This is a genomic window from Psychrobacter sp. 28M-43 (assembly GCF_014770435.1).
GTDB lineage: Bacteria > Pseudomonadota > Gammaproteobacteria > Pseudomonadales > Moraxellaceae > Psychrobacter.
In genome coordinates this window covers 2,382,576-2,406,997 of sequence record NZ_CP061739.1, presented here as the reverse complement: position 1 = coordinate 2,406,997, position 24,422 = coordinate 2,382,576, and the positions used below count along the sequence as shown (strand labels likewise).

Annotated in this window: 22 protein-coding genes; 15 read left to right on the top strand and 7 right to left on the bottom strand. The window is 42.5% G+C overall.

Annotated elements, in window-relative coordinates; all coding sequences use genetic code 11:
• Positions 1-100: 100 nt before the first annotated feature.
• A complete protein-coding gene (locus IEE84_RS10035; RefSeq protein WP_191114070.1) occupies positions 101-355 on the bottom strand; it encodes a hypothetical protein in 255 nt (84 codons plus the stop codon).
• Positions 355-1,020 (bottom strand): 5-formyltetrahydrofolate cyclo-ligase, encoded by a 666-nt coding sequence (locus IEE84_RS10030; RefSeq protein WP_191114069.1) that lies wholly within the window; start codon positions 1,018-1,020, stop codon positions 355-357. Before IEE84_RS10030 ends, IEE84_RS10035 begins: the two co-directional genes overlap by 1 nt.
• A 212-nt stretch (positions 1,021-1,232) precedes the next feature.
• On the opposite strand from IEE84_RS10030, the gene fumC reads away from it, so the two are divergent.
• Together fumC and IEE84_RS10020 are read left to right on the top strand one after the other, a co-directional pair.
• Positions 1,233-2,636: a class II fumarate hydratase gene (gene fumC, locus IEE84_RS10025; RefSeq protein ID WP_191114068.1), complete on the top strand. Its 1,404-nt coding sequence runs from the start codon at positions 1,233-1,235 to the stop codon at positions 2,634-2,636.
• A gap of 287 nt (positions 2,637-2,923) precedes the next feature.
• Positions 2,924-3,802, top strand: a complete 879-nt coding sequence (locus tag IEE84_RS10020) for a hypothetical protein (protein WP_191114067.1) — start codon at positions 2,924-2,926, stop codon at positions 3,800-3,802.
• A gap of 80 nt (positions 3,803-3,882) precedes the next feature.
• Here the strand turns inward: IEE84_RS10020 and IEE84_RS10015 are convergent, their stop codons facing one another.
• From IEE84_RS10015 to IEE84_RS10000, 4 genes are all read right to left on the bottom strand, one after another.
• Positions 3,883-4,695 carry a MipA/OmpV family protein gene (locus IEE84_RS10015; protein ID WP_114700496.1) on the bottom strand — a complete coding sequence of 271 codons (813 nt, stop codon included), beginning with the start codon at positions 4,693-4,695 and terminating at the stop codon, positions 3,883-3,885.
• A 147-nt stretch (positions 4,696-4,842) separates the two neighbouring features.
• A complete protein-coding gene (locus tag IEE84_RS10010; RefSeq protein WP_191114066.1) occupies positions 4,843-5,916 on the bottom strand; it encodes a rhomboid family intramembrane serine protease in 1,074 nt (357 codons plus the stop codon).
• Between the two features lie 184 nt (positions 5,917-6,100).
• Positions 6,101-7,300 carry an alpha-hydroxy acid oxidase gene (locus tag IEE84_RS10005; protein WP_191114065.1) on the bottom strand — a complete coding sequence of 400 codons (1,200 nt, stop codon included), beginning with the start codon at positions 7,298-7,300 and terminating at the stop codon, positions 6,101-6,103.
• A 56-nt stretch (positions 7,301-7,356) separates the two neighbouring features.
• Positions 7,357-7,665, bottom strand: a complete 309-nt coding sequence (locus tag IEE84_RS10000) for a glutaredoxin family protein (protein WP_191114064.1) — start codon at positions 7,663-7,665, stop codon at positions 7,357-7,359.
• 297 nt (positions 7,666-7,962) lie between these two features.
• Here IEE84_RS10000 and mtgA point away from each other — a divergent pair, with 297 nt between their 5' ends.
• From mtgA to IEE84_RS09970, 6 genes are all read left to right on the top strand, one after another.
• Complete coding sequence (gene mtgA / locus IEE84_RS09995) at positions 7,963-8,652, top strand: monofunctional biosynthetic peptidoglycan transglycosylase (RefSeq protein WP_102093061.1); 690 nt, start codon at positions 7,963-7,965, stop codon at positions 8,650-8,652.
• A gap of 321 nt (positions 8,653-8,973) precedes the next feature.
• Positions 8,974-11,205: a polyphosphate kinase 1 gene (gene ppk1 / locus IEE84_RS09990; RefSeq protein ID WP_416383489.1), complete on the top strand. Its 2,232-nt coding sequence runs from the start codon at positions 8,974-8,976 to the stop codon at positions 11,203-11,205.
• Between the two features lie 315 nt (positions 11,206-11,520).
• Complete coding sequence (locus IEE84_RS09985) at positions 11,521-11,691, top strand: hypothetical protein (RefSeq protein WP_191114063.1); 171 nt, start codon at positions 11,521-11,523, stop codon at positions 11,689-11,691.
• 63 nt (positions 11,692-11,754) lie between these two features.
• Positions 11,755-12,012, top strand: a complete 258-nt coding sequence (locus IEE84_RS09980; protein WP_224737758.1) for a hypothetical protein — start codon at positions 11,755-11,757, stop codon at positions 12,010-12,012.
• 66 nt (positions 12,013-12,078) lie between these two features.
• Entirely contained in the window at positions 12,079-12,405 is a 327-nt protein-coding gene (locus tag IEE84_RS09975) for a hypothetical protein (RefSeq protein WP_101205163.1), read from the top strand.
• Between the two features lie 72 nt (positions 12,406-12,477).
• Positions 12,478-12,678, top strand: a complete 201-nt coding sequence (locus IEE84_RS09970; protein ID WP_191114062.1) for a hypothetical protein — start codon at positions 12,478-12,480, stop codon at positions 12,676-12,678.
• Positions 12,679-12,856: 178 nt separating this feature from the next.
• Here the strand turns inward: IEE84_RS09970 and IEE84_RS09965 are convergent, their stop codons facing one another.
• Positions 12,857-13,654: a MiaE family protein gene (locus IEE84_RS09965; protein ID WP_224737755.1), complete on the bottom strand. Its 798-nt coding sequence runs from the start codon at positions 13,652-13,654 to the stop codon at positions 12,857-12,859.
• 550 nt (positions 13,655-14,204) lie between these two features.
• Between IEE84_RS09965 and IEE84_RS09960 the strand changes: the two genes are divergently transcribed.
• From IEE84_RS09960 to IEE84_RS09930, 7 genes are all read left to right on the top strand, one after another.
• On the top strand, positions 14,205-16,403 hold the full coding sequence (locus IEE84_RS09960; RefSeq protein ID WP_191114061.1) for a malate synthase G: 2,199 nt from the start codon (positions 14,205-14,207) through the stop codon (positions 16,401-16,403).
• A gap of 610 nt (positions 16,404-17,013) precedes the next feature.
• Positions 17,014-18,042 carry a porin gene (locus IEE84_RS09955; protein ID WP_191114060.1) on the top strand — a complete coding sequence of 343 codons (1,029 nt, stop codon included), beginning with the start codon at positions 17,014-17,016 and terminating at the stop codon, positions 18,040-18,042.
• Between the two features lie 192 nt (positions 18,043-18,234).
• Positions 18,235-19,869 (top strand): CTP synthase, encoded by a 1,635-nt coding sequence (locus tag IEE84_RS09950; protein WP_191114059.1) that lies wholly within the window; start codon positions 18,235-18,237, stop codon positions 19,867-19,869.
• Positions 19,870-20,084: 215 nt separating this feature from the next.
• Positions 20,085-20,960 (top strand): 3-deoxy-8-phosphooctulonate synthase, encoded by an 876-nt coding sequence (kdsA, locus tag IEE84_RS09945; RefSeq protein WP_191114058.1) that lies wholly within the window; start codon positions 20,085-20,087, stop codon positions 20,958-20,960.
• Between the two features lie 27 nt (positions 20,961-20,987).
• Positions 20,988-21,245: a heavy-metal-associated domain-containing protein gene (locus tag IEE84_RS09940; RefSeq protein ID WP_191114057.1), complete on the top strand. Its 258-nt coding sequence runs from the start codon at positions 20,988-20,990 to the stop codon at positions 21,243-21,245.
• Positions 21,246-21,499: 254 nt separating this feature from the next.
• Positions 21,500-21,724 carry a heavy-metal-associated domain-containing protein gene (locus IEE84_RS09935; RefSeq protein WP_191114056.1) on the top strand — a complete coding sequence of 75 codons (225 nt, stop codon included), beginning with the start codon at positions 21,500-21,502 and terminating at the stop codon, positions 21,722-21,724.
• 236 nt (positions 21,725-21,960) lie between these two features.
• Entirely contained in the window at positions 21,961-24,318 is a 2,358-nt protein-coding gene (locus IEE84_RS09930; protein ID WP_191114055.1) for a heavy metal translocating P-type ATPase, read from the top strand.
• Positions 24,319-24,422: the final 104 nt, after the last annotated feature.

The following is a 24,422-nucleotide window of genomic DNA, read 5'->3' as shown; positions in this document are numbered from 1 at the left end:
TAAATTATTTGAATGATTGGGTCTGATATAAAGGGCGAGTATAGCTGTAAGCTATGCTTGCCTTTTTTAGTTTTTATCGATTACTGAATTGATGCGAGACTCAATAATCTTCATCAAAATCATTTATCTCACCACTCAAATTACTCAAAAACGCATCGCTTTGCGCTAGTAATTCATTTAAGCGTTCTTCATTGACGAGCCGTGTCATTTCATCAGCGCTAAACGGTTGCTCTTGACTGTAGTAACGTATCTCTCTAGCGTCCTCATTGCCTAATGCTTGCAAATATTCATCCACGCTGTCTGCACTGGAATCAGAAGCGCTAGAGTCTTTTTCAAACTGTTTATCGTCTTTCATTAAAACCACCTTATGCCACTTGGGGTAATTAAGCCGTCTAACGGCACATCCCACGGTTGACGCGCTAATTGTTCAACCACTTGAAAATCATAGCACCAGCCTATCTTTAATGGCTTTTTAGCGCCCGACCGATAGCTTTTCCCAAGCGTCGTATCATAGAACCCGCCACCCATGCCCATGCGGTTACCGTTTAGGTCTACCGCCACAAGTGGACAAATAATCACGTCTAGTTCCGACGCCCAGAGCAGGGCGCTGCTGTGATTTTGCTTCATGCCCAATTGGTGAATGCGAGTGGGAACATTCACCAGTTTTGAGTGATAGACAGGCACAAAACGCAATCGTTTATCATCATTGCCATTGCTAGTACGACCAAGAGAACCGACAACCGGTAAATAAGGAGAATAGCCTAAGCGTTGGCACCAGTCCAATAGTGGCTGAGTAGGTAGCTCACCAAATCCATCATAATAAAGCCCAATGCGTGCATGTGTAGGCAATCGCTGCTTTAGCTTAGATAGATGTAAGCTTGCAGACTGAGCAAACTGTCTGCGCGCGCCAACACTCAACTGTCGACGCTGGCGAGTAAAGTGTCGTCTAGGCGGATTACTTAGTGTGGGTTCTTGTGAGTTAAAAGTTTTTGGCTCAGTGGGCATAGTTTTAGAGTGCATAGGTATCTTATCCAATAAAGTATCAGATTGGTGATGACAGGCGTTTTTAGACATTCGTTTTTAGACATTGCTCAAGGCTATTTGTGAATATTCAACACGCCTTAGTCATGCTATCATAACGCCACTTTACATCGTATTTCCGTTTATGTGCAGCAGCTGTTGCACTTTTTATCGTTCAGTTATTTAACAACAAACCAGTAAAGAGGGTAGTTATGTCGACACAGAATCAGGCAACTCGTACCGAAAAAGATACCATGGGTAACGTAGAAGTCCCAGCTGATGCTTATTGGGGTGCGCAAACTCAGCGTAGCCGCGAAAACTTCAAAATCGGTGGCGAGACTTTGCCGCGTCCAATGATTGAAGCGATGGCACTGGTCAAAAAAGCCGCTGCGATTACCAATGCAAGCCTAGAGCGTATCGAAGGCGACAAGCGTGACCTTATCGTACAAGCCGCTGACGAAATCATCAATGGTGGTCTGGTCGATCAGTTCCCATTGGTTGTATGGCAGACAGGTTCTGGCACCCAGTCAAACATGAACATGAACGAAGTATTGGCCAACCGTGCCAACGAAATCGCTGGTTCTGAGCGTGGCAGCTACACGCCAATTCACCCAAATGACCATGTAAACCATGCACAGTCTACCAACGACAGCTTCCCAACGGCGATTCGTGTGGCTGCTGCGCGTCAAATTAACAGCTTGTTGATTCCAGCGGTAAAAGCACTACGCGATACACTAGCGGCTAAAGCCAAAGAATTCGATAGCATCGTAAAAATCGGTCGTACGCATTTACAAGACGCGACGCCTTTGACTTTAGGCCAAGAGTTCAGCGGCTATGTAAGCCAACTTGACCACGCGTTAACTCGTATCGACAACGCGCTACAAGGCCTATATGAATTGCCACTAGGTGGTACTGCGGTTGGTACTGGTCTAAACGCCCATCCTGACTATGCAGTAAAATCAGCTGCGCAACTAGCGACTTTGACTGGCTTACCATTTGTCACGTCACCGAACAAATTTGAAGCACTAGCCGCTCGTGATGCAGAAGTATTTGCGTCAGGCGCATTAAAAACGCTAGCAGCCAGCTTAAATAAAATCGCTAACGACGTACGTTGGTTGGCTTCAGGTCCTCGTTGCGGTCTGGGCGAGTTGACGATTCCTGAAAATGAGCCAGGCTCTTCTATCATGCCAGGCAAAGTAAACCCAACTCAGTCAGAAGCAATGACCATGGTTGTCGCTCAGGTCATGGGTAACGACACCACTATCAGCATGGCTGGCGCATCAGGTAACTTTGAGCTAAACGTTTATAAGCCAGTTATCGCCTTTAACTTGTTACAGTCTATCAAACTGCTTGGCGATGCTTGCAACAGCTTCAACGAAAACTGTGCCGTTGGTATCGAGCCAGTAAAAGACAAAATCGATGACTTCTTGCACAATTCATTGATGCTAGTCACGTCATTGAACCGTCATGTTGGTTATGAAAACGCTGCAAAAATCGCTAAGACGGCTTATAAAGAAAACAAGACCTTGAAGCAAGTGGCGGTTGAGCTAGAGCTACTAACTGAAGCTCAGTTCGATGAGTGGGTAATTCCTGCTGATATGGTACATCCTAAGTAAGCAGTAGACCAAATAATGACCTGCTACGGCGTCAGACTCGCTTAATGTACGATAAGTACAATTTGCATTCGTCTTTCTGGTAGCAGCATCATATTTTTTCCACTGAGAAGTTAGAAATAAAAAGACCTTGTCACTTCTTGTATGAGAATGTGGCAAGGTCTTTTTTTTGGTTGTAATTTGCATATCAAATTAATAGATTAACATTATATACTGACTGCTAGAGAAAAAAGCTATGACTGATTTTTAGCTATATACTATCGTATATGTTATAAAACTGGAGCTCATGAATGTTTTTAAGTTCTAAGTCGCTTGAGAAATTACGTATTTTGATTAATGAAGATACTGAGTATAGGACAGGTCCTCAGCTGGTTCGCCTATTTAACAGTTTTGGATTCAATGATACTTACGGCCAGGGTTTCCCCTCACGCTGGGCGTATACTGATGACAAATTGGAAGCTATTAATGGGTCTCCTCAGCTAGGTCGTTGTATCAAAGAGTTGTTTAATCCTGCGAATTTTATAGAGCGTTTAGAGGACCTAGATACATACATCGCGGGATTTAATAAATATATTGCTTTTGATAAATGGAAGGTGGTTCGTAACGGTGCTAACATTGATTTTAAGCGGCTAGATAAGATTGAGGTGCAGGAGCCTTTAAAACCTACTCAGACTACTACTGAGAACCAATTTTTAAGACGAGAATTTTCAAATGTTTCTGTACAGAAAATTGGATTAGAAGGAATGGTGTCGGAAGTAATAGAAGGAAGAATAAAAGAAATAGAAAGGTGCTATTCTTCAGAAGCCTATTTGTCTGTGATTATCATAGCAGGCAGTACTCTCGAAGGAATTTTGTTAGGTTTAGCGAATCAGTATCCTAGACATTTTAATACTGCAAAATCCTCTCCTAAGGATAAATCAGGTAAAGTTTACGAACTCTCCAAATGGTCGTTAAGCGCTTTTATTGATGTTGCTTATGAATTAGGTTTGGTACAACATGATATACAGAGGTTTAGCCATACGCTACGAGATTTTCGGAACTATATTCATCCGCATCAGCAAATGAGTGTTGGATTTAATCCAAGAGAAGATACCGCCAAAATATGTTTACATGTATTGAAGGCAGCTATCCAAGAAATTGGAGAAAACATCTCAAAGGTTAAAGTATAGTTTTTATCAAATGTTCCATAAAAAAAGACCTTACCACATCACGCGGTAAGGTCTTTTTGTTATCAAACTTCTAAGCTCAACTAGAACTTATAAAGCAAACCAAGTGTCGTCGCTGCTTCAGTACGTGAGTCGACCATTGGGCTATCGTACTGCTCATTTGGTACATAGCTTACGCTTTGATTGGCAAATCCTGCCCAGCGCTCATTAAAGTCGTAGTTAGCGCTAATGTTGATATACGGATTCAGGCTTGAGTTAGATTTATAAGCGTCAACGCCTGTTTTAGCAGCCTCTTTTTCACTGACACCATAGTAGTATTCATTGTAGTCAGCATCATGATATTCAAAGCCAATACTTGGATAGACCGTTAGCTTGCCTTTGGTGATTCTAGAGAGATAGGTCAAGCGAGCTGTGTTACCACCACTACGATCTAATACATCAGCACCTATCTGCGCGCGGATGCCGCCAATAGCCGTACGACGCTGATAGCTAAGACCTGCTTCTGCTGAGGATTTACGCTCATCCAAGCCTTGCAGTGCGCCATTGGCATCATCAGGTTCAAACTCAGAACCTGCAAGCTTGGCATAGGCAGACAGCTGATTGACACCATCGTTGATCAGATACGCACCAGCTTGCGCACCGCGTACATAGACTTTGTTATTGTCATAAAATGCACCTGGTAGCACGCGCACTTCAGTACTATCTTCGAGATCATAGGCTGATTTGACCGCCATGACATTGACCCCAACGCTGAGCTCAGCATCTTTGTCAGTCGGCAGGTTATCATTAAAAAGTGCGGCGTTAGACAGGCTAGCCACACTAAATAGTGCAGTAGCGGTAAACGCGCTAAACATAGTACGTGTAGAGATATTAGGTAGCGCTGCAAGTTTTAACATAATTGAATCTCGTAAGTAAGTATAAATAACTGAGTGGTGCGAGTAAGCAAAACGTGTTCAAAAGAGTAAGTAATAAAATGAATCAGTAATATAGGTCAGTATGCTGTTTTTGGAGTCTATATAGCAATGATAGATAAGTATGAGCATTTACTCAATGGCTTTTAGTACTTGCAGTAATTGCTGATGAATATCTTGCCACCACCAGACGAAGCCAATGCTAATAAGTAACATCGCAAGCCATGGTAATAGCTGCCAAATAATAGAAGGTTTTTTAAGTGCTTTGGGATCAATACTATTATGAACAGCTTCATTACTTAACGGTGAATTGTTAGCGGTAACGCTTTCGGCATATATGTCTGCTGTATTCGTTTCATTGTTGGCAAACGCAGTATCTTGCTCGGTTGAGTTGGTATCAAGGTGAGGTGACTGGTCGATAGAGTTGGCGTCATAGCGGCCTTGATTATCATGTTGTTCACGATATTGGCCACTATACTGACTGTTATATGATGAGTTGTCGTGAGTACTGTATGAGTAGTTGGTTTGATAAGGGTTAAACGTGCGCTGCTGCTGAATCGCTGCATTCTGTATAGCGGCTGCTAGACGCTGACGGTAGCCAATCGCAAAAGCCAATGCAATCACTAGTCCTGTGATTGCGCCACCGATATGACCAGCATTATCAATACCCGGTACAGCAAACCCATAGACGAGGTTGATGCCCATAATAAATATCAGGCTCTTAAGATTCAGTACCATGCCATTGACCGATATTTTAAACAGTGCAGCAATTAATAATGCCGCGCCAATACCCATGATACCGCCAGATGCCCCAGCTGATAGTCCAGGCTGTCCCGTACCATCCAAAATACTTTGCCACGTCACATAGCTGTTGAGTAAGTTACCGCCAATTGCCGCCAGTAAAAATAATGCCAAAAACTTGGCTGAGCCAAACATCGGCTCGGCAATCTGACCAAAGAAATACATGGCAAACCCATTAAACAATAAATGCATCAAACCAATGTGCAAAAATGCACTGCTGACCAGTCGCCAAGGATCATCACCCATGGTAAATGGTAATGCATTGGCACCCCATTTGAGCAGTGCCTCAGTGGAGGGGTTGTTGGCATCGACACCCGTTAGTATCTGCATAATAAATAGCCCGATAAAGCTGACTAGTAGCAGGGTAGTGACGGGCGCTGTTTTTAATAGTTGTTGAATGGTCATAAAAGCGAGATATCATCAAAATGTTGTATATATAGTATAAAGGGTATGGTCAGATAATGTTATTTATCCGCAGGTCATCATGGTATAAGTTTTCATAGTCTTGATGGCTGATAGCTTTTAAAACTATATAGCTCTTAGAAATCGAAAGTTTTTTAAAATGGATAGTTCTTAGAAATGGATAGTTCTAAAAATTACCAACTTTAAGATTTTCATAAGTACCTTTTACCAAGATATCGTCCGTAACTTTATTGATATCGGTATGACCGCAGAAGGCCATTGAGATATCACATTCTTTATAGATGATTTCAAGCGCACGGCGTACACCATCTTCACCATAAGCGCCCAATCCATAGAGAAAAGCGCGACCAATCATCGTGCCTTTCGCACCCAGTGATATCGCTTTTAGCACATCTTGACCAGAGCGAATGCCACTGTCTAACCACACTTCGATATCGCTATCTTCAGCATGGACAGCTTGTACGATGTCAGACAGCGCAGAAATAGAAGACAGCGCACCGTCTAATTGACGGCCACCATGGTTTGAGACGACCAGTGCATCGGCACCGCTACGGGCCGCCATGATGGCATCTTCAGGTTCCATGATGCCTTTGATGATGAGCTTGCCACCCCACATGTCTTTGATACGCGCCACATCATCCCAGCTCAAACGTGGATCAAACTGCTCTTCTGTCCATGAGCTCAATGAGGACAAGTCTTCAACGCCTTTGGCATGACCGACGATATTGCCAAAGCTATGACGTTTGGTGCCTAGCATATTCATACACCACTGAGGCTTAGTCATTAGGTTGATGATGTTGGTAAGTGTCGGTTTAGGCGGTGCAGACAAGCCGTTTTTGATGTCTTTATGGCGTTGACCCATGACCTGCAAGTCGGCAGTTAATATCAGTGCTGAGCAATTGGCATCTTTGGCCCGTTGAATCAGATTGGCCATATAATCTTGATCGCGCATGACATATAACTGAAACCAAAACGGTTTGCTGGTATGAGTGGCGATATCTTCGATAGAGCAGATGCTCATGGTCGAGAGCGAGAAAGGCACGCCAAATTTTTCAGCGGCACGCGCGGCATGAATTTCGCCATCTGCCCACATCATACCAGTGAACCCAGTCGGAGCGATGGCAACGGGCATATTGACGGACTCGCCAATCATTTGTGTCGCTAGACTGCGATTGTCCATATCGACCAATACTCGTTGGCGTAGCTTAATACGGTCAAAGTCCGTTTCATTACTGCGATACGTAGTCTCAGTCCATGAGCCTGAATCGACATAGTCATAAAACATGCGCGGCACTTTGCGCTCGGCGACACGGCGCAGGTCTTCAATCTCTGTTATTTTCTTTAAGACAGGTTTTAAATCTTTCATGATTTCTCACCACTTTATCATCGTAATAGGGCGTCTTTGTTATAGGTCTAATGCTATTAAGCGAGCAGCTGCTGCAAATCCATCACCGAAAACGGATAGTTTAATCGTTTGGATGGTGTCAAAATCACAGGAATAGCTGTGGCAAATTCCATCATCAGCGCCTCATCAAAGTCTGCAATATCGACATTTTGGTAACTAATCGGTTGTACGGCCTGAAACTGAGTGAGTATTTGCTCAGCGATATCACATAAGTGACAGCCCGAGGTGCCTAGTAGCCACCATTGATTGCTATTTTCATCAATGCCGAGGCTTGGGTTTGCTGCAATAACACGCGCTCGTAATACTTCTATATTATCATCGTACATGGGTAGTCTCTTATCTTCATACTGATTGCAAAGCGCTGATGCTCAGTACGCGCTTATCTAAAACATGAAATACTTTAACGGTCATTACATCATAAAGAAGTGGGGTAAATAATGACAGCGATTGTGAGATTAGGTAAGATGACCTGCTATTGATCGTTATTAATGACTAATGCTCAACAGTTAATGATTGGCTATATATAGCCCGTTTACAATCATTGATTCTTAGTTGATGTCTCATAGTCATTGATAGAGTATCAACCTTATCTTATTACTTTTTTAACCACTCGGATATCGCGCATGGCAAGTTTTGGCACATTTATCAAACGTCTGTTATTGGCAATTATGCTATTGGTTGTCGCATTCCATATATTGGTCGTTGGGCTACTATTAATTTGGAAAACGCAGCCAATTAACAACAGCATGTTTATGTTGACGCATCGCCTAACAGGCGGCACAGTCACTCAGACATGGGCTGAATATGATGCGATTGCCAAATCTGCCAAGCAAGCGGCGATTGTGAGTGAAGACTCGACGTTTAGTCAGCACAGCGGTTTTGATTTTAAAGGTATCAAAGCCGCGCAAAAGAAAAACGAAGAGACAGGCAAAATGTCTGCTGGCGGTTCAACGATTACTCAGCAATTGGCAAAGAACTTGTTCCTCACCTCGCATCGCTCTTATGTGCGTAAAGCGGAAGAGGCTGTCATCACTGTGATGATTGAAACGCTATGGGATAAGCAGCGCATTATGACCGCTTACCTAAATGTAGCGGAGTTTGGTAATGGTATCTATGGTATTGATGCAGCCGCGCATCATTATTTCGATAAGTCTGCGGCCAATCTAAACCGAGATGAGTCAGCGCTTCTGATTGCGATGCTTACCAATCCAAAGTACTACGAAGACAATCAAGGTGATAAGCGTTTGCGTAACAAGCAACGTATTATCAAAAAACGCATGAAAAATGCTGTATTACCGCAAGCAGCTTCGTAAATATAAAGCATGAGGGTTGGGCTAGGGCGTGTCCTCATTTTAAAAATGGTAATAAAAATGAGATAAATTGCCGTCAAACAAGGAAAATAGTGCAGATAATATCGAGATATTGACCAACTATTTGACGATGTTTGGCAAAATTTAGCTGTTTTTAACCCATTTAGAGGACACTCGTTTGAATTGAGGACACGCCCTAGATTATAGGATCGAATGTTGTAGGCTCGGCTATTTCGAATAAAACTAGGACAGACCCTAATAAAGACAGAACGATAAAAGATGATGGCGTATCGATAACGCAAAAGGAGTAGTGACGTGGTAGAGATGACTAGTAATCAGGGCAGCGGTGATGTTAATGATATGATTGACATTAATAATGTTGAAGATGGCGCTAACGACAATATTAATAAAGACGTTAGTGTAGATAATAGCCCAAATAACTTAGCAGAAATTGAATGGCAACGCTCAGAAGATGGCAGCTATTCACCGAGCAGTTATATCAATCGTGATTTGTCTTTATTACAGTTTCATCTGCGGGTATTAGCGCAGGCATCTAGTTCGCGTCACCCATTGCTTGAGCGCTTATTTTTCTTGATTATTTTTTCATCCAATCTTGATGAGTTTTTTGAGATTCGTGTCGCTGGTATCATGCAAAAGCTTAACATCGGTGATGTATCTACCAGTGCTCATGGCATGCGTCCTAGCGAAGTGCTAAACGAGATATCTATTATCACTCATGCTGCAATCAGTGAGCAGTATCGTATTCTCAATGAGGATATCTTGCCAGCACTTGCGCTCGAAGATATTCGCTATCTCAAACGTGATGAGCTAAACGCTGAGCAGTCTGCATGGATGAAGCGTTATTTTACGGAGCAAGTCGTACCCGTATTGACGCCGATTAGCATTGATCCGGCGCATCCATTTCCGCGTCTGGTAAATAAAAGCTTAAACTTTATCGCTACCTTGGAAGGCAAAGATGCGTTTGGACGCGATATCAACTTGGCGATTGTACCTGCGCCGCGCAGTCTGCCGCGTGTGATTCGTCTGCCAGATGAACTGACTGGTGGTAAAGAGCATCATGTGATGCTATCCGCTATCATTCATGAGCATATCGGTGAGCTATTCCCTGGAATGAGTGTGACTGGTTGTCATCAATTTAGGCTGACACGTAATGCCGATTTAGATTTGGCCGATGATGTCGAAGACATTGCCAAAGCACTAGAAGGCGAGCTCGAAAACCGACGCTTCGGTGATAAGGTGCGCCTTGAGGTCACGACCGATTGCCCAACGCATATCAGTGAGTATCTGCTCAATGAGTTTGAGCTGCATGACAATCAGCTGTATCGTGTCAATGGCCCAGTTAACCTAACGCGTTTGCTGTTTGACTTTAATATTCCTGCGCTACGCTACCAGCCATTTACTCATGTCGTGCCAAAGGCATTCCGCCGAGAAATGGATAAGTCAGATAAATCGACAAGTATGTTTGCTGCCATGCGTAAAAGCGATGTGCTGGTTCATCATCCTTTTCATGCGTTCTCACCGATTATCAATTTACTTTGGCAAGCAGCCAGCGATCCCAAAGTATTGGCAATTAAACAAACGCTATATCGTTCAGGCACCAATTCAGAAATTGTCAAAGCACTTGCTGCCGCTGCTCGTAATGGCAAAGAAGTCACGGCTGTTATCGAGCTGCGTGCGCGTTTTGATGAAGCGTCTAATATCGCAGTTGCCAACTATCTACAAGAAGCAGGCGCGGTCGTGGTCTACGGTATCGTCGGTTACAAGACCCATGCCAAGCTTATGCTAATCGTACGCCGCGAGGACGATCGAATCCGCCGTTATGTGCATCTGGGTACAGGTAACTACCATGCGGCCAATGCCAAGGTCTACACAGATTATGGTCTGTTTAGCGCTGATCCTGATATCTCAGAAGACGTCCATAAAATATTCCAAGAGCTAACCGGCATGGGTAAGCCTGCCAACCTCAAAAAACTGCTACATGCACCGTTTACTTTGCATGAGAAATTGATGAGCTTTATCGATGATGAAATCGCCCATGCCAAAGCGGGCAAACGTTCTCATATTATTATCAAAGCCAATGCGCTAACTGAGCGACGCCTCATTGATAAGTTATATGATGCCTCGCAGGCAGGCGTTAAGATTGAGCTTATTTTACGGTCTATGTGTTGTTTACGTCCGCAAGTAAAAGGACTCTCCGAAAACATTACTGTGCGCTCTGTTATTGGTCGGTTTTTGGAGCATACGCGTGTTTATTATTTCTATAATGACGGCGATGAGCGTCTATACTGCGGTAGTGCAGACTGGATGGATCGTAACCTGTTCCATCGCGTAGAAGTAGCATTCCCGATTGAGAACAAGAAACTGTTTAAGCAGATTTATCGGGATGGCTTAATTAATTACTTACAAGATAATACGCAAGCGTGGACACTTGATGGCACTGGCGTTTGGCAGCAGTTACAGCCAGCAGGTGAGGAGCCACACGTCGCACAAGAGCATTTATTAAAAACGATTAATCGTGTCGAAGAGTCTAGCTAATTCGTAAAATACCTTTAGGCAATAATCAGCTGTTCAGTTATCTATCTGACCAAGCACTGGTAAATACTGGTTCTTGGTTTTTTTGTGCTCACCAATTGCAAAAGTTACAAACTGACTTGCAACCTCACAATTATTCACATATTGATACGGCAGTACACTGGTGCATTACCCAAGGTCATACCTATAATTAATATCAATTCTGACGCTACTTGATAAGTATTGGTTACTCATTTGAGCGTTGGTACAATCTCGAAACGTATATCTATTTAATGTTTCAAAACCATATAAACAAATCATACTAATAGGAAATAAATCATGAGTACTACTAACGATGACAATTCAGATATCAAGCAAGCTGCAGAACGAGTAAATGGTCAGGAAGTTGAGAAGAACTTAGCAGAGAACAAAAAAGTCGACTCTCCTGAATCATTAAGCGAGCAAGAGCAAACGCCTTTTATCGATAGTGATCTACGTACTGATAAGTAATCTACGACATCAAACATCGACCTAATAATTAATAATAACCAATAATAAAGCGAGGGACGCGCCATGACTATGGAAGAACCAGTAGCAACAGATACAGAAGAAAAAGTAATCGTGGATGACCCTGCTGCTAATGAATTAGAAAACCCTAAAGATAGCTATGCAGGGCGCAAGCACAAGCCTGAAATAGATGGCCCTGAGCAAGACTCACAAGAGACCGACGAAGTTTATGCTGACCCACGTAAAGAAGAGAATCTTCCAGCAGGTGGCAAGAACGCAGCAGAACTAAGTGCCTATGACTTGAGCCGAAAAGGTAATGAGTAAAGGACTACAAATAACAGCGGGCTAACCAAATCGATAAAATTATAAATATAAAAAGAGGATATGATAATGCAAGCCAAAGACTCAGCAATAGATAAGACAAAAGTACTAGGATCTGACGATCATAGTGCAATTGAGAAAAATACTACTGAGAACAAAGGGACTGATACTTTTGATGAATCTGTAGTCGATTCAGAACACGTAAATGATAATGACAATCCAGCGCGCCAACCAGATCGCCGTGATCAAGAGGGCAGTACCGCATTTGACGATAATATCAATGAAGATACTGTCGGTAGTGCAGCACCAAAGAGTGAGGGTATTAATGATTTGAATCGTTATGCCAACATTGATAACGCACAAACTCGTATCTTAAATCCTGATGAGAAAGATTAAACAGGTTTAAATCTCGAAAGATATATATTGTCTCTTGGGTTAGACGAGTAATTATCATAGTAGGGAGTAGCAATGAATAACTCACATAATGAAAGCGTCGATAGCGATCATAACTTAAAAGATGCAGATGACAATAATGGTATTGTCCCTGATGATGCATTACAGAAAGCAAATCCGGCCGCAGCAGAAAAGGCTACGGAAGATCATGATCCGCATAATGTCGCTAAGAGTAACAAACAGTATGATAGTCCACTGATGGAAGATAAAAAGTAAGAATTAACTATATCGGTAGCTATTAGTATTTGTACATAAATAGGCATCTGTACATAGATAAAAAGGCACTGTGTTTGGTAAGAGTATATAACTCGTATCAAACACGGTGCCTTTTTTGCTTCCTGCATTTTTACTTTCTACATTATATAGGTAGATATGTTTAGGTAAGGCGTGGGCTTTAAGCAGGTGTACCACTGTGAAAGCGTAGCTCAGCATCTGGGCTACTTATTAATTCAGCCTCCACTTCCTTAAAGAAAGCGACTCGCTCATCGATATTCTCATCTGATAATGATTGAGCGAGCGCAAGATAATCCTCGAAATGACGACTCTCTGACTTGAGTAGATAACGATAATACTTCGCTAAGCGTTCATCATTAATGACTTCGGCTAACGCTGCAAAACGCTCACAAGAGCGCGCTTCAATAAATGCCCCAATTATTAATACATCGACCATCGCTGCTGGCTCGTAAGTGCGCTTATGCTTCAACATGCCCTTAGCATAGCGTCCAGCACTTAGATATTTCCACTCTTGACCGCGCTCATTCATGATACCTAATACTTGCTCGTAGTGCAGCATTTCTTCTCGTATCAGCTGTGCGAGTTTACGTTGCAAGTCATACGAGAACTCATAACGAAATATCAAATTCATCGCAGTACCAGCGGCCTTTTTTTCGCAGTTGGCATGGTCTTGAATGATCATAGGTAGGTTTTCAATCGCAGCATTTACCCAAGCTTGCGTGGTTCGAGCACCTAAAAAGTTATAAACAGGAGATAAGTCTACCTTTATAGGAGTACGTAGATGCGTAATATCGACACTGTCTTCTTCAGGCAGCTCTTTTTCGATTAGATATGTTTCGGCACTATTATTTACAGTTTGAGAGATATTTTCTTCGACAGATTTTTTCTCGATACTATCGTTATCTATCGTATTTGCTGTTGATTGTAATGTTGCGAGGTCTTGTTGAATGATAGTCATAGTCTAAGAAAACTTTATTTATGAATGGTAATACCAGTAATTATATCGTTAGTCTGACCTAGATACGATGCTAAATAACAGACAGTCATCAATAGGTGTTTATTAATAGATAACGGTTAAGCATAATTAAAGGTATTAATGATTACTTACTGTTTATATTAACGTTGCTGCACCTATTTCCCAGATGATGATTATAGCTCTTAGAGTAGACCGCTTATACATTATCATTATTAAACAGCCTAAGTATTTACTTAGTGAATGGTGTTTCCTTGTTAATTTTATTGTTTGATAGTAGGATGAGATTTTGCTGTTTAAGCATTTCGTCTTACTTTTATGATTCGCTCTTAGTAAAGAGTAAGTCTAATATTAATAGGTCACCTTTTATTAGAACATAAAAATTGTAGATATATCTTCTCAGAAAAATTAGAGAATCAAAGATTCCATAACGAATGAGATATGAACGTTTAAACCTCACAAGATTAAAAAATCTTAAACAGTTACTGTCATAACTCAGTATTAGTACCCCTCACGAACAGATAAGGATAACAATATGAGCCAGTCTTCTAACACCAATCGTATTCAAAAAGGCAGTCTTGCCATCGATCAGCAGTTATATGACTTTATTGAAAACGAAGTATTACCGAAAGTCGGTGTGGATTCAGACGATTATTGGTCAGGTTTCGAAAAGGTTATTAAAGAGTTTACCCCGCGCAATAAAGCGTTGCTTGCGACTCGTGACAAGATTCAAGCACAGATTGACCAGTGGCACTTAGATAATCCTGCAAAAGATGGCGAAATCGATTATCCAACTTACAAGACATTCCTGCAAGAGATTGGTTATTTGCTACCTGAAGGCGAAGCATTTACGGTTGATACCAAAAACGTTGATGACGAAATCGCGCACATCGCAGGGCCACAGCTGGTCGTACCAGTTCGTAATGCTCGTTATGCGCTTAACGCGACCAACGCACGTTGGGGTAGCTTATACGATGCGTTGTATGGTACCGATGTTATTAGCAGTGATAATGGCCAAGAAGCGGGTGGTAGCTATAATCCTACTCGCGGTGCTGCTGTTGTTGCTTACGCCAAAGCATTTTTAGATGAGCACTTCACACTAGCATCCGGCTCTTACAATGATGTGACTGGCTTTAAAGTAGTCGATGGCAAGCTCGAGGTCGTACAAGGTGATAGCAGTACCGAGTTAAAAGATACGGCTAAGTTTGTCGGCTTTGTCGGTGACGCTGAAGCTCCTACAGGTGTACTGTTGAAGAACAACGGCTTGCATGCTGAGATTCAAATCGACAGTAATCATCCAGTGGGTAAAGACGATCCAGCAAATATCAAGGACGTACTGCTTGAGTCAGCCATGACAGCCATTCAGGATTGTGAAGACTCAGTTGCTGCTGTAGATGCAGAAGAAAAAGTCGAAGTCTATCGTAACTGGCTTGGCTTAATGAATAGCGACCTACAAGAAACCTTTGAAAAAGGCGGCAAAACGCGTACACGTAAGCAAAACCCAGATCGTGAATATAACACGCCAGATGGTGGCAAGCTGATCTTGCCAGGTCGTTCACTATTATTAATTCGTAACGTCGGTCACTTAATGCAGAACCCTGCCATCTTAGTCGATCTAGGTGATGGTCAAGAGCAGATATTTGAAGGCTTAATGGATGGCTTAATCACGCCACTATTATCACTTAATGATATCAAAGGCAAAAACGAGCTATCAAACTCACGTCAAGGCTCAATGTATATCGTGAAACCAAAAATGCACGGCCCTGAAGAAGTTAAAATGGCCAATGACTTATTTAATGCATCTGAAGACCTGTTAGGTCTAGAACGCAATACGCTCAAAATCGGCATCATGGACGAAGAGCGCCGTATGACGGTCAATTTAAAAGAAGCAATCCGCCAAGCCAAAGAGCGCGTTATCTTTATTAACACAGGTTTCTTAGACCGTACTGGTGATGAGATGCATACCAGTATGAATGCAGGTCCATTTGTACCAAAAGGCGAAATGAAGTCGCAAGCATGGCAGCCTGCTTACGAGCAGTGGAACGTCGATATCGGTCTAGAGACAGGCCTACAAGGTCGTGCGCAAATAGGTAAGGGTATGTGGGCCAAACCTGATGAAATGAAAGAGATGATGGATACTAAAGCTGCTCATCCTAAGTCTGGTGCTAGCACTGCGTGGGTACCATCACCAACGGGCGCTACCTTGCATAGCATACACTATCATCAAGTGAGCGTAGCTGATGTACAGGACACGCTAAAATCACGCGAACGTGCTAGCTTGGATGACATCCTGACCATTCCATTAGCAAAAAATACCGATTGGACTGACGAAGAAAAGCAGCAAGAGCTTGAAAACAATGCTCAAGGTATCTTGGGTTATGTTGTACGCTGGGTAAATCAAGGCGTTGGTTGCTCCAAGGTGCCTGATATCAACGATGTCGGTCTTATGGAAGATCGTGCTACTTTGCGTATCTCAAGCCAACATATTGCTAACTGGTTGCATCATGGCGTGGTTAGTGAGCAGCAAGTGATGGATACGATGAAACGCATGGCCAAGGTCGTCGATGAGCAGAATGCAGGCGATAATGACTATCAATCGATGGCAGATAGCTTTGATAGCTCTTACGCGTTCAAAGCAGCCTGTGATTTAGTCTTCAAAGGACGTGAGCAGCCTAGTGGTTATACTGAGCCATTATTGCATCAAGCACGTTTGGATCTTAAAGCAAACGCCTAGAACAATAGACTAAATATGACAGGCATTTGAGCATACTTGATGAGCAAGTATGCTAGTTAGTTTTGCTCGTTTGTAACTGATAAATTTGCTCAAATAGATTATTAACTTCTTAGTTAGCGCTATTTATTTTTTAGTAAATAGCGCTTTATTTTGGACTATTATTCGATGTTTATTATAAAAATTTAAGAATATTAGTAATCATATTAACCAATATTATTCGTATCTAATTGAGTAAGCGGAAGTTTTTTAACAATCGTTCAAATAAAATGAAGGGTCTGTTATTTGATAATAGATGTATCGAAAAGGCAAAAAAATATGTTGCAAATTATGTCAAAGTTGTTATGCTTGTACTCGAAGTATGAGTTTGGTAACGGATGTTACGCAATGGAAGGATAAAAACTAAAGATTACATGGCAGTTACTTTTTTAATCCCAGTTATGTAAATCATGGTTTTTTTCATCTTACTGTAATAGAACTTCGCCACACTTGTTTCTGACTAATCTCGGTAGCCAGTTACACATTATATCTTTGAGGATTTGTGACGATACCATTATGGGCGCCAGCTAATAATAGCTTGCTCATTACTACAATTGTAAAGTGGAGATACCCCATGAAAAAACTACTTTTAGCTACAGCAATCGCAGCCCTATCTGTATCTGCAGCCAATGCAGCACCAACTCTATACGGTAAAGCTTTCTTAGCGGCTGACTATGAGAACGCTGAATTTGATGGCCCTGCTGGCAACATGTATGACGAAGATACAGTACAGATTAACTCTCATGCTTCACGTATCGGCCTTAAAGGTTCTGAAGCCATGACTGCTAATACTGATGTTATCTATCGTTTAGAGTACGGTACAAGCATCGATGGTGATAACGCTACTTTCAGTAACCGTGATACGTATCTTGGTGTTGTAAACAAGCAGTTTGGTGAGTTCCGTGTTGGTAAAAACCAATCAAGCCTAGCTCGTATTGACAACGTTGTTGTTAACCAAGGTTACTGGGATAACCTAGGCCAAACTCAAAATGAAAGTGAAGTTGTTAGTGCTTTAAACATGGCGGATAGTAACCGTATCAACAGTTCAGTCATCTGGACTGCACCAAAATACAATGGCCTACCATTACAACTGTCTGCAATGTATAGCTCTGATGATGCAAACGGTAATGACAACGCAGGCTTCGGTGTAGCAATGTTGTTTGACCAAGGTACTGGCTTCACTGCTGGTATTGCTTACGATAAAGACCAAAACATCGATGGTGATATCATCCGTGGTACAGCGACTGTTGATCTAGGTAAATACATGGCCGCTCCTGTCACTCTAGGCGCGCTATACCAAGTAGGTGATTACGATTACGGTACTAAAGATGAAAAAGGTCTAGTTGTTAGCGCTCAGATGGGTCTAAATAACTTTGCTTATCCAGCAGCTGTATATGCACAGTACAACAAAACTGACAACTTAGATGGTCTTGATAATGCTGATTCAGACCAAATCGTTGTTGGTGGTAAATACATGTATAAAGACAACATCATTGCTCATGCCTATGCTGGCGTAAACAATGCTGATAACGTTCCATACATGGATACCAGAGGTGATGCAGACGTAGTCGTAGTTGGTACTGGTCTAGAATACTTATTCTAGTAACAACTAGAATTTGATTTTAAAAAAACTCATCCTTCGGGGTGAGTTTTTTGTTGTGTAGCGTTTTAATAATAGAAAAATGTTTGCTACCAGCACGAAAACATAAGAGTTTCAAACAGTTTGCATTTTTGCCCTATATTTTATGGCGTATTTTTAGTAAAATCCTTCTTTACCAATTACCGACAGAGTACTATGACCAAGTTTATATTCGTGACCGGTGGGGTAGTGTCCTCACTAGGAAAAGGTATCACCGCAGCTTCTCTTGCAGCGGTCTTAGAAGCACGTGGCGTGACTGTCACGATGACCAAAATGGATCCGTATATTAACGTTGATCCAGGTACAATGAGCCCGTTTCAGCATGGTGAAGTATTCGTCACTGAAGATGGCGCAGAGACCGATCTAGATTTGGGTTATTACGAGCGCTTCTTGCGTCACTCAAAAATGAGTAAGAGTAATAACTTTACCAGTGGCCGTATTTATCAGAACGTGTTGAATAAAGAACGCCGTGGTGAATATCTAGGCGGTACTGTACAGGTTATTCCGCATATTACTGATGAAATTAAAAACAAAATCCTTGCCAGTGGCGAAGGGTATGATATCGCTATTATCGAAATTGGCGGTACCGTTGGTGATATCGAATCACTTCCTTTTATGGAAGCCGTACGTCAGATGCAGGTAGAGCTTGGCCGTAATAGAGCCATGCTAATGCATCTTACTTTAGTACCTTATATTGCTAGTGCGGGTGAGACCAAAACCAAGCCAACGCAGCATTCGGTAAAAGAGCTACGTTCTATCGGCCTACAGCCTGATATTTTAATCTGTCGCTCTGACCATCACATCTCACAAGACAATCGCCGCAAGATTGCGCTATTTACCAACGTTGAAGAGCGTGCGGTCATCATGTGTGAAGATGCACAGAGTATCTATCAGATACCGCGTACATTACATGAGCAAGATCTTGATGATCTCATCTGTGAGCGTTTCGGTCTTGATGTGCCTGAAGCTGATTTGAGCGATTGGGACAAAGTGGTTGAAGCACAGTTGAATCCAGAAGGAACAGTGACTGTTGCGATGGTAGGCAAATACGTCGAGCTTCCAGATGCTTATAAGTCTATCAACGAAGCATTGCTACATGCAGGTATCACTCATAAAGTAGACGTGAAGATTGACTACATCGATGCTGAACGTCTAGAAGATGATGATACTTTACTTGCTCAGCTAAATGATGCTGATGCTATCTTAGTACCAGGCGGTTTCGGTGAGCGCGGTACGATGGGTAAGATAAAAGCCATCACTTATGCTCGTGAAAACAACGTGCCGTATCTAGGCATTTGTCTTGGTATGCAGCTAGCTGTGATTGAGTATGCACGTAACGTACTTAACATTAACGCCAACTCTTCTGAGTTTGATCGTAAGACTGCTGAGCCTATTATTGGTCTAATCACTGAATGGTTAGATGAGCGCGGCGAGCTACAGATTCGTAGCGATGATTCAGACCTTGGTGGCACGATGCGTCTAGGCGCACAGCAAGCAGAGCTGGTTTCTGGTAGTAAGCTAAGCCAAATTTACGGTGCTAGCAATATCACTGAGCGCCATCGCCATCGCTATGAGATGAATAATCGTTATATCGAGCCATTAGAGCAAGCAGGTATGACCATATCTGGTTATTCTGCCAAGCAGCATTTGGTAGAGTCGGTTGAGATTTCTGAGCATCCATGGTTTGTTGCTGTACAGTTTCATCCAGAGTTCACTAGCTCACCACGTGGTGGTCATCCACTATTTAATAGCTTTGTAAAAGCCGCTAAGAACCATAGCGAAAAAAAGTAGTTCTTACAACGTAGTGCAAAGTGAAAGCGCTTATTATAAAAAAGACTGATCTCCGGATTGGTCTTTTTTTTGCTTAATTCAAACTGTTGGACATTATTAAACAGTCAATATCCTCATTAATAATCTCTAATTACGCTTGCATACTTTTTTTAATCAGCCTATCGGTTACAATATGGGATAGAGATATTAATAACAAAATAAGAGGTAATGGCTTCATGGAAAACTTATTGACCGCACAATCACATATCACGCTTAACACTCCTAGCAACGATACGATTAACATTGGTAACGACCAGCCTTTTGTATTGTTTGGTGGTATGAATGTTTTAGAGTCTAAAGAATTGGCATTTGAGATTGCTGAGCAGTATATTGATATTTGCCAGCGCTTGGGTATCGGCTATGTTTTTAAAGCGAGCTTTGATAAAGCCAACCGCTCAAGTCTGCATTCTTATCGTGGGCCTGGTTTAGAGCAGGGTATCGATTGGCTAGGTCAGATCAAAGAAAAGTTCCAAGTACCGATTATCACTGATGTGCATGAACCACATCAAGCAGCACCAGTCGCTGAAGTGGCTGATATTATTCAGCTACCTGCATTTTTGTCACGTCAGACGGATCTAGTGCATGCGATGGCAAAAACAGATGCCATTATTAATATCAAAAAGGCGCAATTTTTGGCCTCTCACGAGATGCGTCATATCGTTAATAAGTGCCTAGAGGGCGGTAATGATAAATTGATACTTTGTGAGCGTGGTAGTGCTTTTGGCTATAATAATCTGGTCGTGGATATGCTTGGTTTTGATACCATGAAGCAGATGGATATACCGGTATTCTTTGACGTGACGCATAGCTTACAACAGCCAGGTGCACGTAGTGATAGTGCTGGTGGACGCCGTGAGCAGATTACAACGCTTGCCCGTGCAGGTATGGCTACAGGGTTGGCAGGGTTGTTTTTAGAAGCGCATCCAAACCCAGAAACTGCAAAATGTGATGGTCCATGTGCGCTGCGTATGAGTCAATTAGAGCCTTTCTTACGTCAGCTTAAGCAAATTGATGATTTGGTCAAAGGTTTTGAGGTATTGGATACTCATTGATACGGTACGTGATAAGAGGGCTATATAATGGCAATTCAGATGGCGCAAGTAAGCATCGAAAATATCGATGATGCAGAAGGCTTAAATAGCGTAATGACCGCGCTTAAGAATATCTCAGGCGTGACGGATATTAATTTGGATCCTGAGCATAATGTCGCAATGGTGAGCTATGATGATACAGATACTAGTATCCATGCCTTAACAGCAGCGATTAGTATGGTGGACTATGTGACTCAGCCATTTCCGATTGATTCACCGCAGAACCCGCACCATAACAATTTATAATTACAAATAGCTATTGCTATAAATTTGTCGATGCGCTCTTTTGCATTTTTATTGATAATTTCCTGTCTTGTTAATAGCATCTCGTTAATAAAGCAACAACCAAACGGTCTTGTTGTCGAGGGTAATAGGGCTTATGCTTATTTAATGTAGCTTTGATAGTTGCTCTTACTTTGATAACTTAAAAAACATCAAAGTAAGCATTAACAGAATCACTATTAGAGGTGTTCATTACTAATAAAAATAAGGAGCCCAATATGGCAGATCAAACACGTATTATTAAAATTGATGGTATGACCTGTGGCGGATGCGTAGCAAGCGTACATACAGCAACAGCTGATATTGATGGATTAGAGGCTATTACCGTTGACCTCGCTGATAACCTAGCGACGATAACCTTTGATGATAGTAAAACCAGTGCAGAGGCTATTGCTTCAGTTATTGACGATGCGGGATTTGAGGCGACAGTTGCTGACTCATAAATTCCATCACTTATTTACAGAACCAGCTAACATGTTATTACAAGCATGATAGCTGGTTTTTTAATGATTAACGATTATGAGTATTTAGCATTGATACATTGATACATTGCTACTTTGTCTAAAATACTCATACTGAATACGATATAACCTAATTGCTTTATTTGAATTTCTTGCCCACCCACTGATATTTTATCGTGGTTCCTACAAATTTATAGGCACCATGACGAGTTTTATTTATGAACGATACCACCCGTACTACCAAAGATGAGTCTTATGATGTCGAAACTGATGTTGAGTCCAACACGCCACTGACACCGCAACGCGCGCATTTGCAATTGGCGATTGACGGCATGACTTGTCAGGCCTGCGCCTCGAGAATCGAGAAAGTACTTAACAAAAAGCCTTCGGTGTACGAGGTAAGTGTAAGTTTTGCTGGCGAGACCGCCAATGTTGATTATGATCCAACCCAGACGACGCCCGAACAGGTGACAGATTGGGTGAATAAAACAGGCTTTGTGGCTAATGTGCAGGCAGCCGATAGCTTATTTACTCAGACTGACGAAGATACCGCCACTCAATATCCATGGCGTTTGATTGGATTATGGGTTTGTTTGGTGCCATTTTTGGTGGGTATGGCAGGTATGTTGGCGGGTTTTGGTATGGCGTGGATGCCGCCAGTCTGGGTGCAATTTATTTTAGCGACCATAGTACAGTTTGGTTTGGCGTTACCGTTTTATAAGAGTGCATGGGCATCTATAAAGGGCGGCCTTGCCAATATGGATGTACTGGTGGTCATTGGTACATTGACGATATGGGCGTATTCGACGTATCTTTGGCTCACGCACGGCGATGGTACTTTAAACAGTCTATTGCAAAGTGGGCATTTGGGTGGACACGGTGCGAGTAATAGCCCAGCCGTATATTTTGAAGCAGGGGTGATGGTCATTGCCTTTGTACGTACAGGTAAATATCTTGAGGAACGTACCAAAAAACACAGCCTAAACAGTATTGATTTATTATTGTCATTGACACCTGATGAAGTAGAGCAGCAGCAGCCAAATGGTGAATTTCATAATATTGCGTTGTCTGACGTGCAAGTGGATGACGTCTTACGTGCAAAGCAAGGCAGCCGCGTCGCTACAGATGGTACCGTCACAGAAGGCAGCGGTTGGTGCGTGGAGAGTCATTTAACTGGCGAATCAGTCGCACTCAAAAAAGAACAAGGAGATGGATTGCTGGCAGGCGCTTTGGTAGAGAATGGCAGTCTGCTATATCGTGTCAGTGCAAAGGGCAGTGACACGAAACTCGGCGATATGGTACAAGCGTTGAGTGATGCACAAGGATCAAAAGCCAATCTAGCGCGTCTCGCTGATCGAGTAACGGCTATTTTTGTCCCCGTGGTGGTAACGATTGCGTTGATTACCTTTGGGGTCACATGGTGGCTAACAGGTATGGTTGATACTGCTTTAATGCACGCAGTATCGGTATTGGTCATTGCTTGTCCTTGTGCACTTGGTTTGGCCACGCCAGCGGCGATCATGGCTGGTATGGGCGTCGCCGCGCGTCATGGGGTGTGGTTCAAGGATGCACAAAGTCTTGAAGCCGCGGGTAATATTGATACGGTGGTGCTCGACAAAACAGGCACATTGACTATTGGTAAACCGACTATCGTCGATCATGTCATGGTGGATAAGTCGCTTGCTGTTGATGACGTATTGCAGATTGCGGCCAGTGTCGAAGCGCACGCCAGTCATCCATTAGCAACGGCTCTCGTCAATACGGCTAAAGACCGCCAACTACCTTCATTTAGTGTGACTGACATCAGTGTGATAAAAGGTGCTGGTATACAAGCAAATATCGAAGGTCTTGGGCTGATAAAAGTGGGTACGGCAGAGTTTGCGAACTTGACGTTGCCAAGATTCATGCCAAAAGTATGGCAAATTGCCAGTACCGTTGCGATTAGTATCAATGATGAGCCACTAGGCGCGTTTGCCCTAGCCGATGATTTAAAGGCAGATACGCCGCAAGCAATCGCTGCACTACAAGATGCGGGTATTAATGTGATTCTGATGAGTGGTGATAAGCAGTCCGTCGTCGATCATGTAGCAGGGCAGTTGGGTATTGATAAGGCTTATGGCAAGATGAGCCCACGTGACAAGGCCAGTCAAATTGCACTATTGCAAACTGCTGGTCATAAGGTAGCGATGGCAGGAGACGGCGTCAACGATGCACCAGCGATGGCCACTGCCGACGCCAGTTTTGCGATGTTTGAGGGGACTGATGTCGCTCAGCATAGTGCCTCTGCACGTCTCATGGGTGAGTCGCTCATGCATATCGATGCGGCACAAAAAATCGCTCAAGCAACGCTACGCAATATTAAACAAAATCTATTTTTTGCCTTCATTTATAACTGTCTCGGTATTCCGCTTGCTGCATTTGGATTTTTGAATCCGATGATTGCTGCCGCTGCTATGGCGCTTAGCTCCATCTCAGTACTTATGAATGCACTACGATTGTCACGGTTTAAGACAGAGGTTGAGCTAGATAATACGATATCTACCTCTCATACGGATAATAAGCGCATAGCGAAATAGTAGCTATCATATTTGCTTAGGTATTCTACAAATATAAAAGAGGCAATCATCGCATATATGTATATCTAAGATCGTTTTTATGACGGCAAGTCGGTGTAAGATAA

Bases quoted from the DNA above. Each gene is read 5' to 3' on its own strand.
- fumC (WP_191114068.1), top strand. From the start codon at position 1,233: ATGTCGACACAGAATCAGGCAACTCGTACCGAAAAAGATACCATGGGT.
- IEE84_RS09960 (WP_191114061.1), top strand. From the start codon at position 14,205: ATGAGCCAGTCTTCTAACACCAATCGTATTCAAAAAGGCAGTCTTGCC.
- IEE84_RS10035 (WP_191114070.1), bottom strand. From the start codon at position 355: ATGAAAGACGATAAACAGTTTGAAAAAGACTCTAGCGCTTCTGATTCC.
- IEE84_RS10010 (WP_191114066.1), bottom strand. From the start codon at position 5,916: ATGACCATTCAACAACTATTAAAAACAGCGCCCGTCACTACCCTGCTA.
- IEE84_RS09930 (WP_191114055.1), top strand. From the start codon at position 21,961: ATGAACGATACCACCCGTACTACCAAAGATGAGTCTTATGATGTCGAA.
- IEE84_RS10005 (WP_191114065.1), bottom strand. From the start codon at position 7,300: ATGAAAGATTTAAAACCTGTCTTAAAGAAAATAACAGAGATTGAAGAC.
- IEE84_RS09955 (WP_191114060.1), top strand. From the start codon at position 17,014: ATGAAAAAACTACTTTTAGCTACAGCAATCGCAGCCCTATCTGTATCT.
- ppk1 (WP_416383489.1), top strand. From the start codon at position 8,974: ATGACTAGTAATCAGGGCAGCGGTGATGTTAATGATATGATTGACATT.
- IEE84_RS09985 (WP_191114063.1), top strand. From the start codon at position 11,521: ATGAGTACTACTAACGATGACAATTCAGATATCAAGCAAGCTGCAGAA.
- kdsA (WP_191114058.1), top strand. From the start codon at position 20,085: ATGGAAAACTTATTGACCGCACAATCACATATCACGCTTAACACTCCT.
- IEE84_RS09980 (WP_224737758.1), top strand. From the start codon at position 11,755: ATGACTATGGAAGAACCAGTAGCAACAGATACAGAAGAAAAAGTAATC.
- IEE84_RS09940 (WP_191114057.1), top strand. From the start codon at position 20,988: ATGGCAATTCAGATGGCGCAAGTAAGCATCGAAAATATCGATGATGCA.
- IEE84_RS10015 (WP_114700496.1), bottom strand. From the start codon at position 4,695: ATGTTAAAACTTGCAGCGCTACCTAATATCTCTACACGTACTATGTTT.
- IEE84_RS09975 (WP_101205163.1), top strand. From the start codon at position 12,079: ATGCAAGCCAAAGACTCAGCAATAGATAAGACAAAAGTACTAGGATCT.
- IEE84_RS09970 (WP_191114062.1), top strand. From the start codon at position 12,478: ATGAATAACTCACATAATGAAAGCGTCGATAGCGATCATAACTTAAAA.
- IEE84_RS09950 (WP_191114059.1), top strand. From the start codon at position 18,235: ATGACCAAGTTTATATTCGTGACCGGTGGGGTAGTGTCCTCACTAGGA.
- IEE84_RS09935 (WP_191114056.1), top strand. From the start codon at position 21,500: ATGGCAGATCAAACACGTATTATTAAAATTGATGGTATGACCTGTGGC.
- IEE84_RS10030 (WP_191114069.1), bottom strand. From the start codon at position 1,020: ATGCACTCTAAAACTATGCCCACTGAGCCAAAAACTTTTAACTCACAA.
- mtgA (WP_102093061.1), top strand. From the start codon at position 7,963: ATGGCAAGTTTTGGCACATTTATCAAACGTCTGTTATTGGCAATTATG.
- IEE84_RS10000 (WP_191114064.1), bottom strand. From the start codon at position 7,665: ATGTACGATGATAATATAGAAGTATTACGAGCGCGTGTTATTGCAGCA.
- IEE84_RS09965 (WP_224737755.1), bottom strand. From the start codon at position 13,654: ATGACTATCATTCAACAAGACCTCGCAACATTACAATCAACAGCAAAT.
- IEE84_RS10020 (WP_191114067.1), top strand. From the start codon at position 2,924: ATGTTTTTAAGTTCTAAGTCGCTTGAGAAATTACGTATTTTGATTAAT.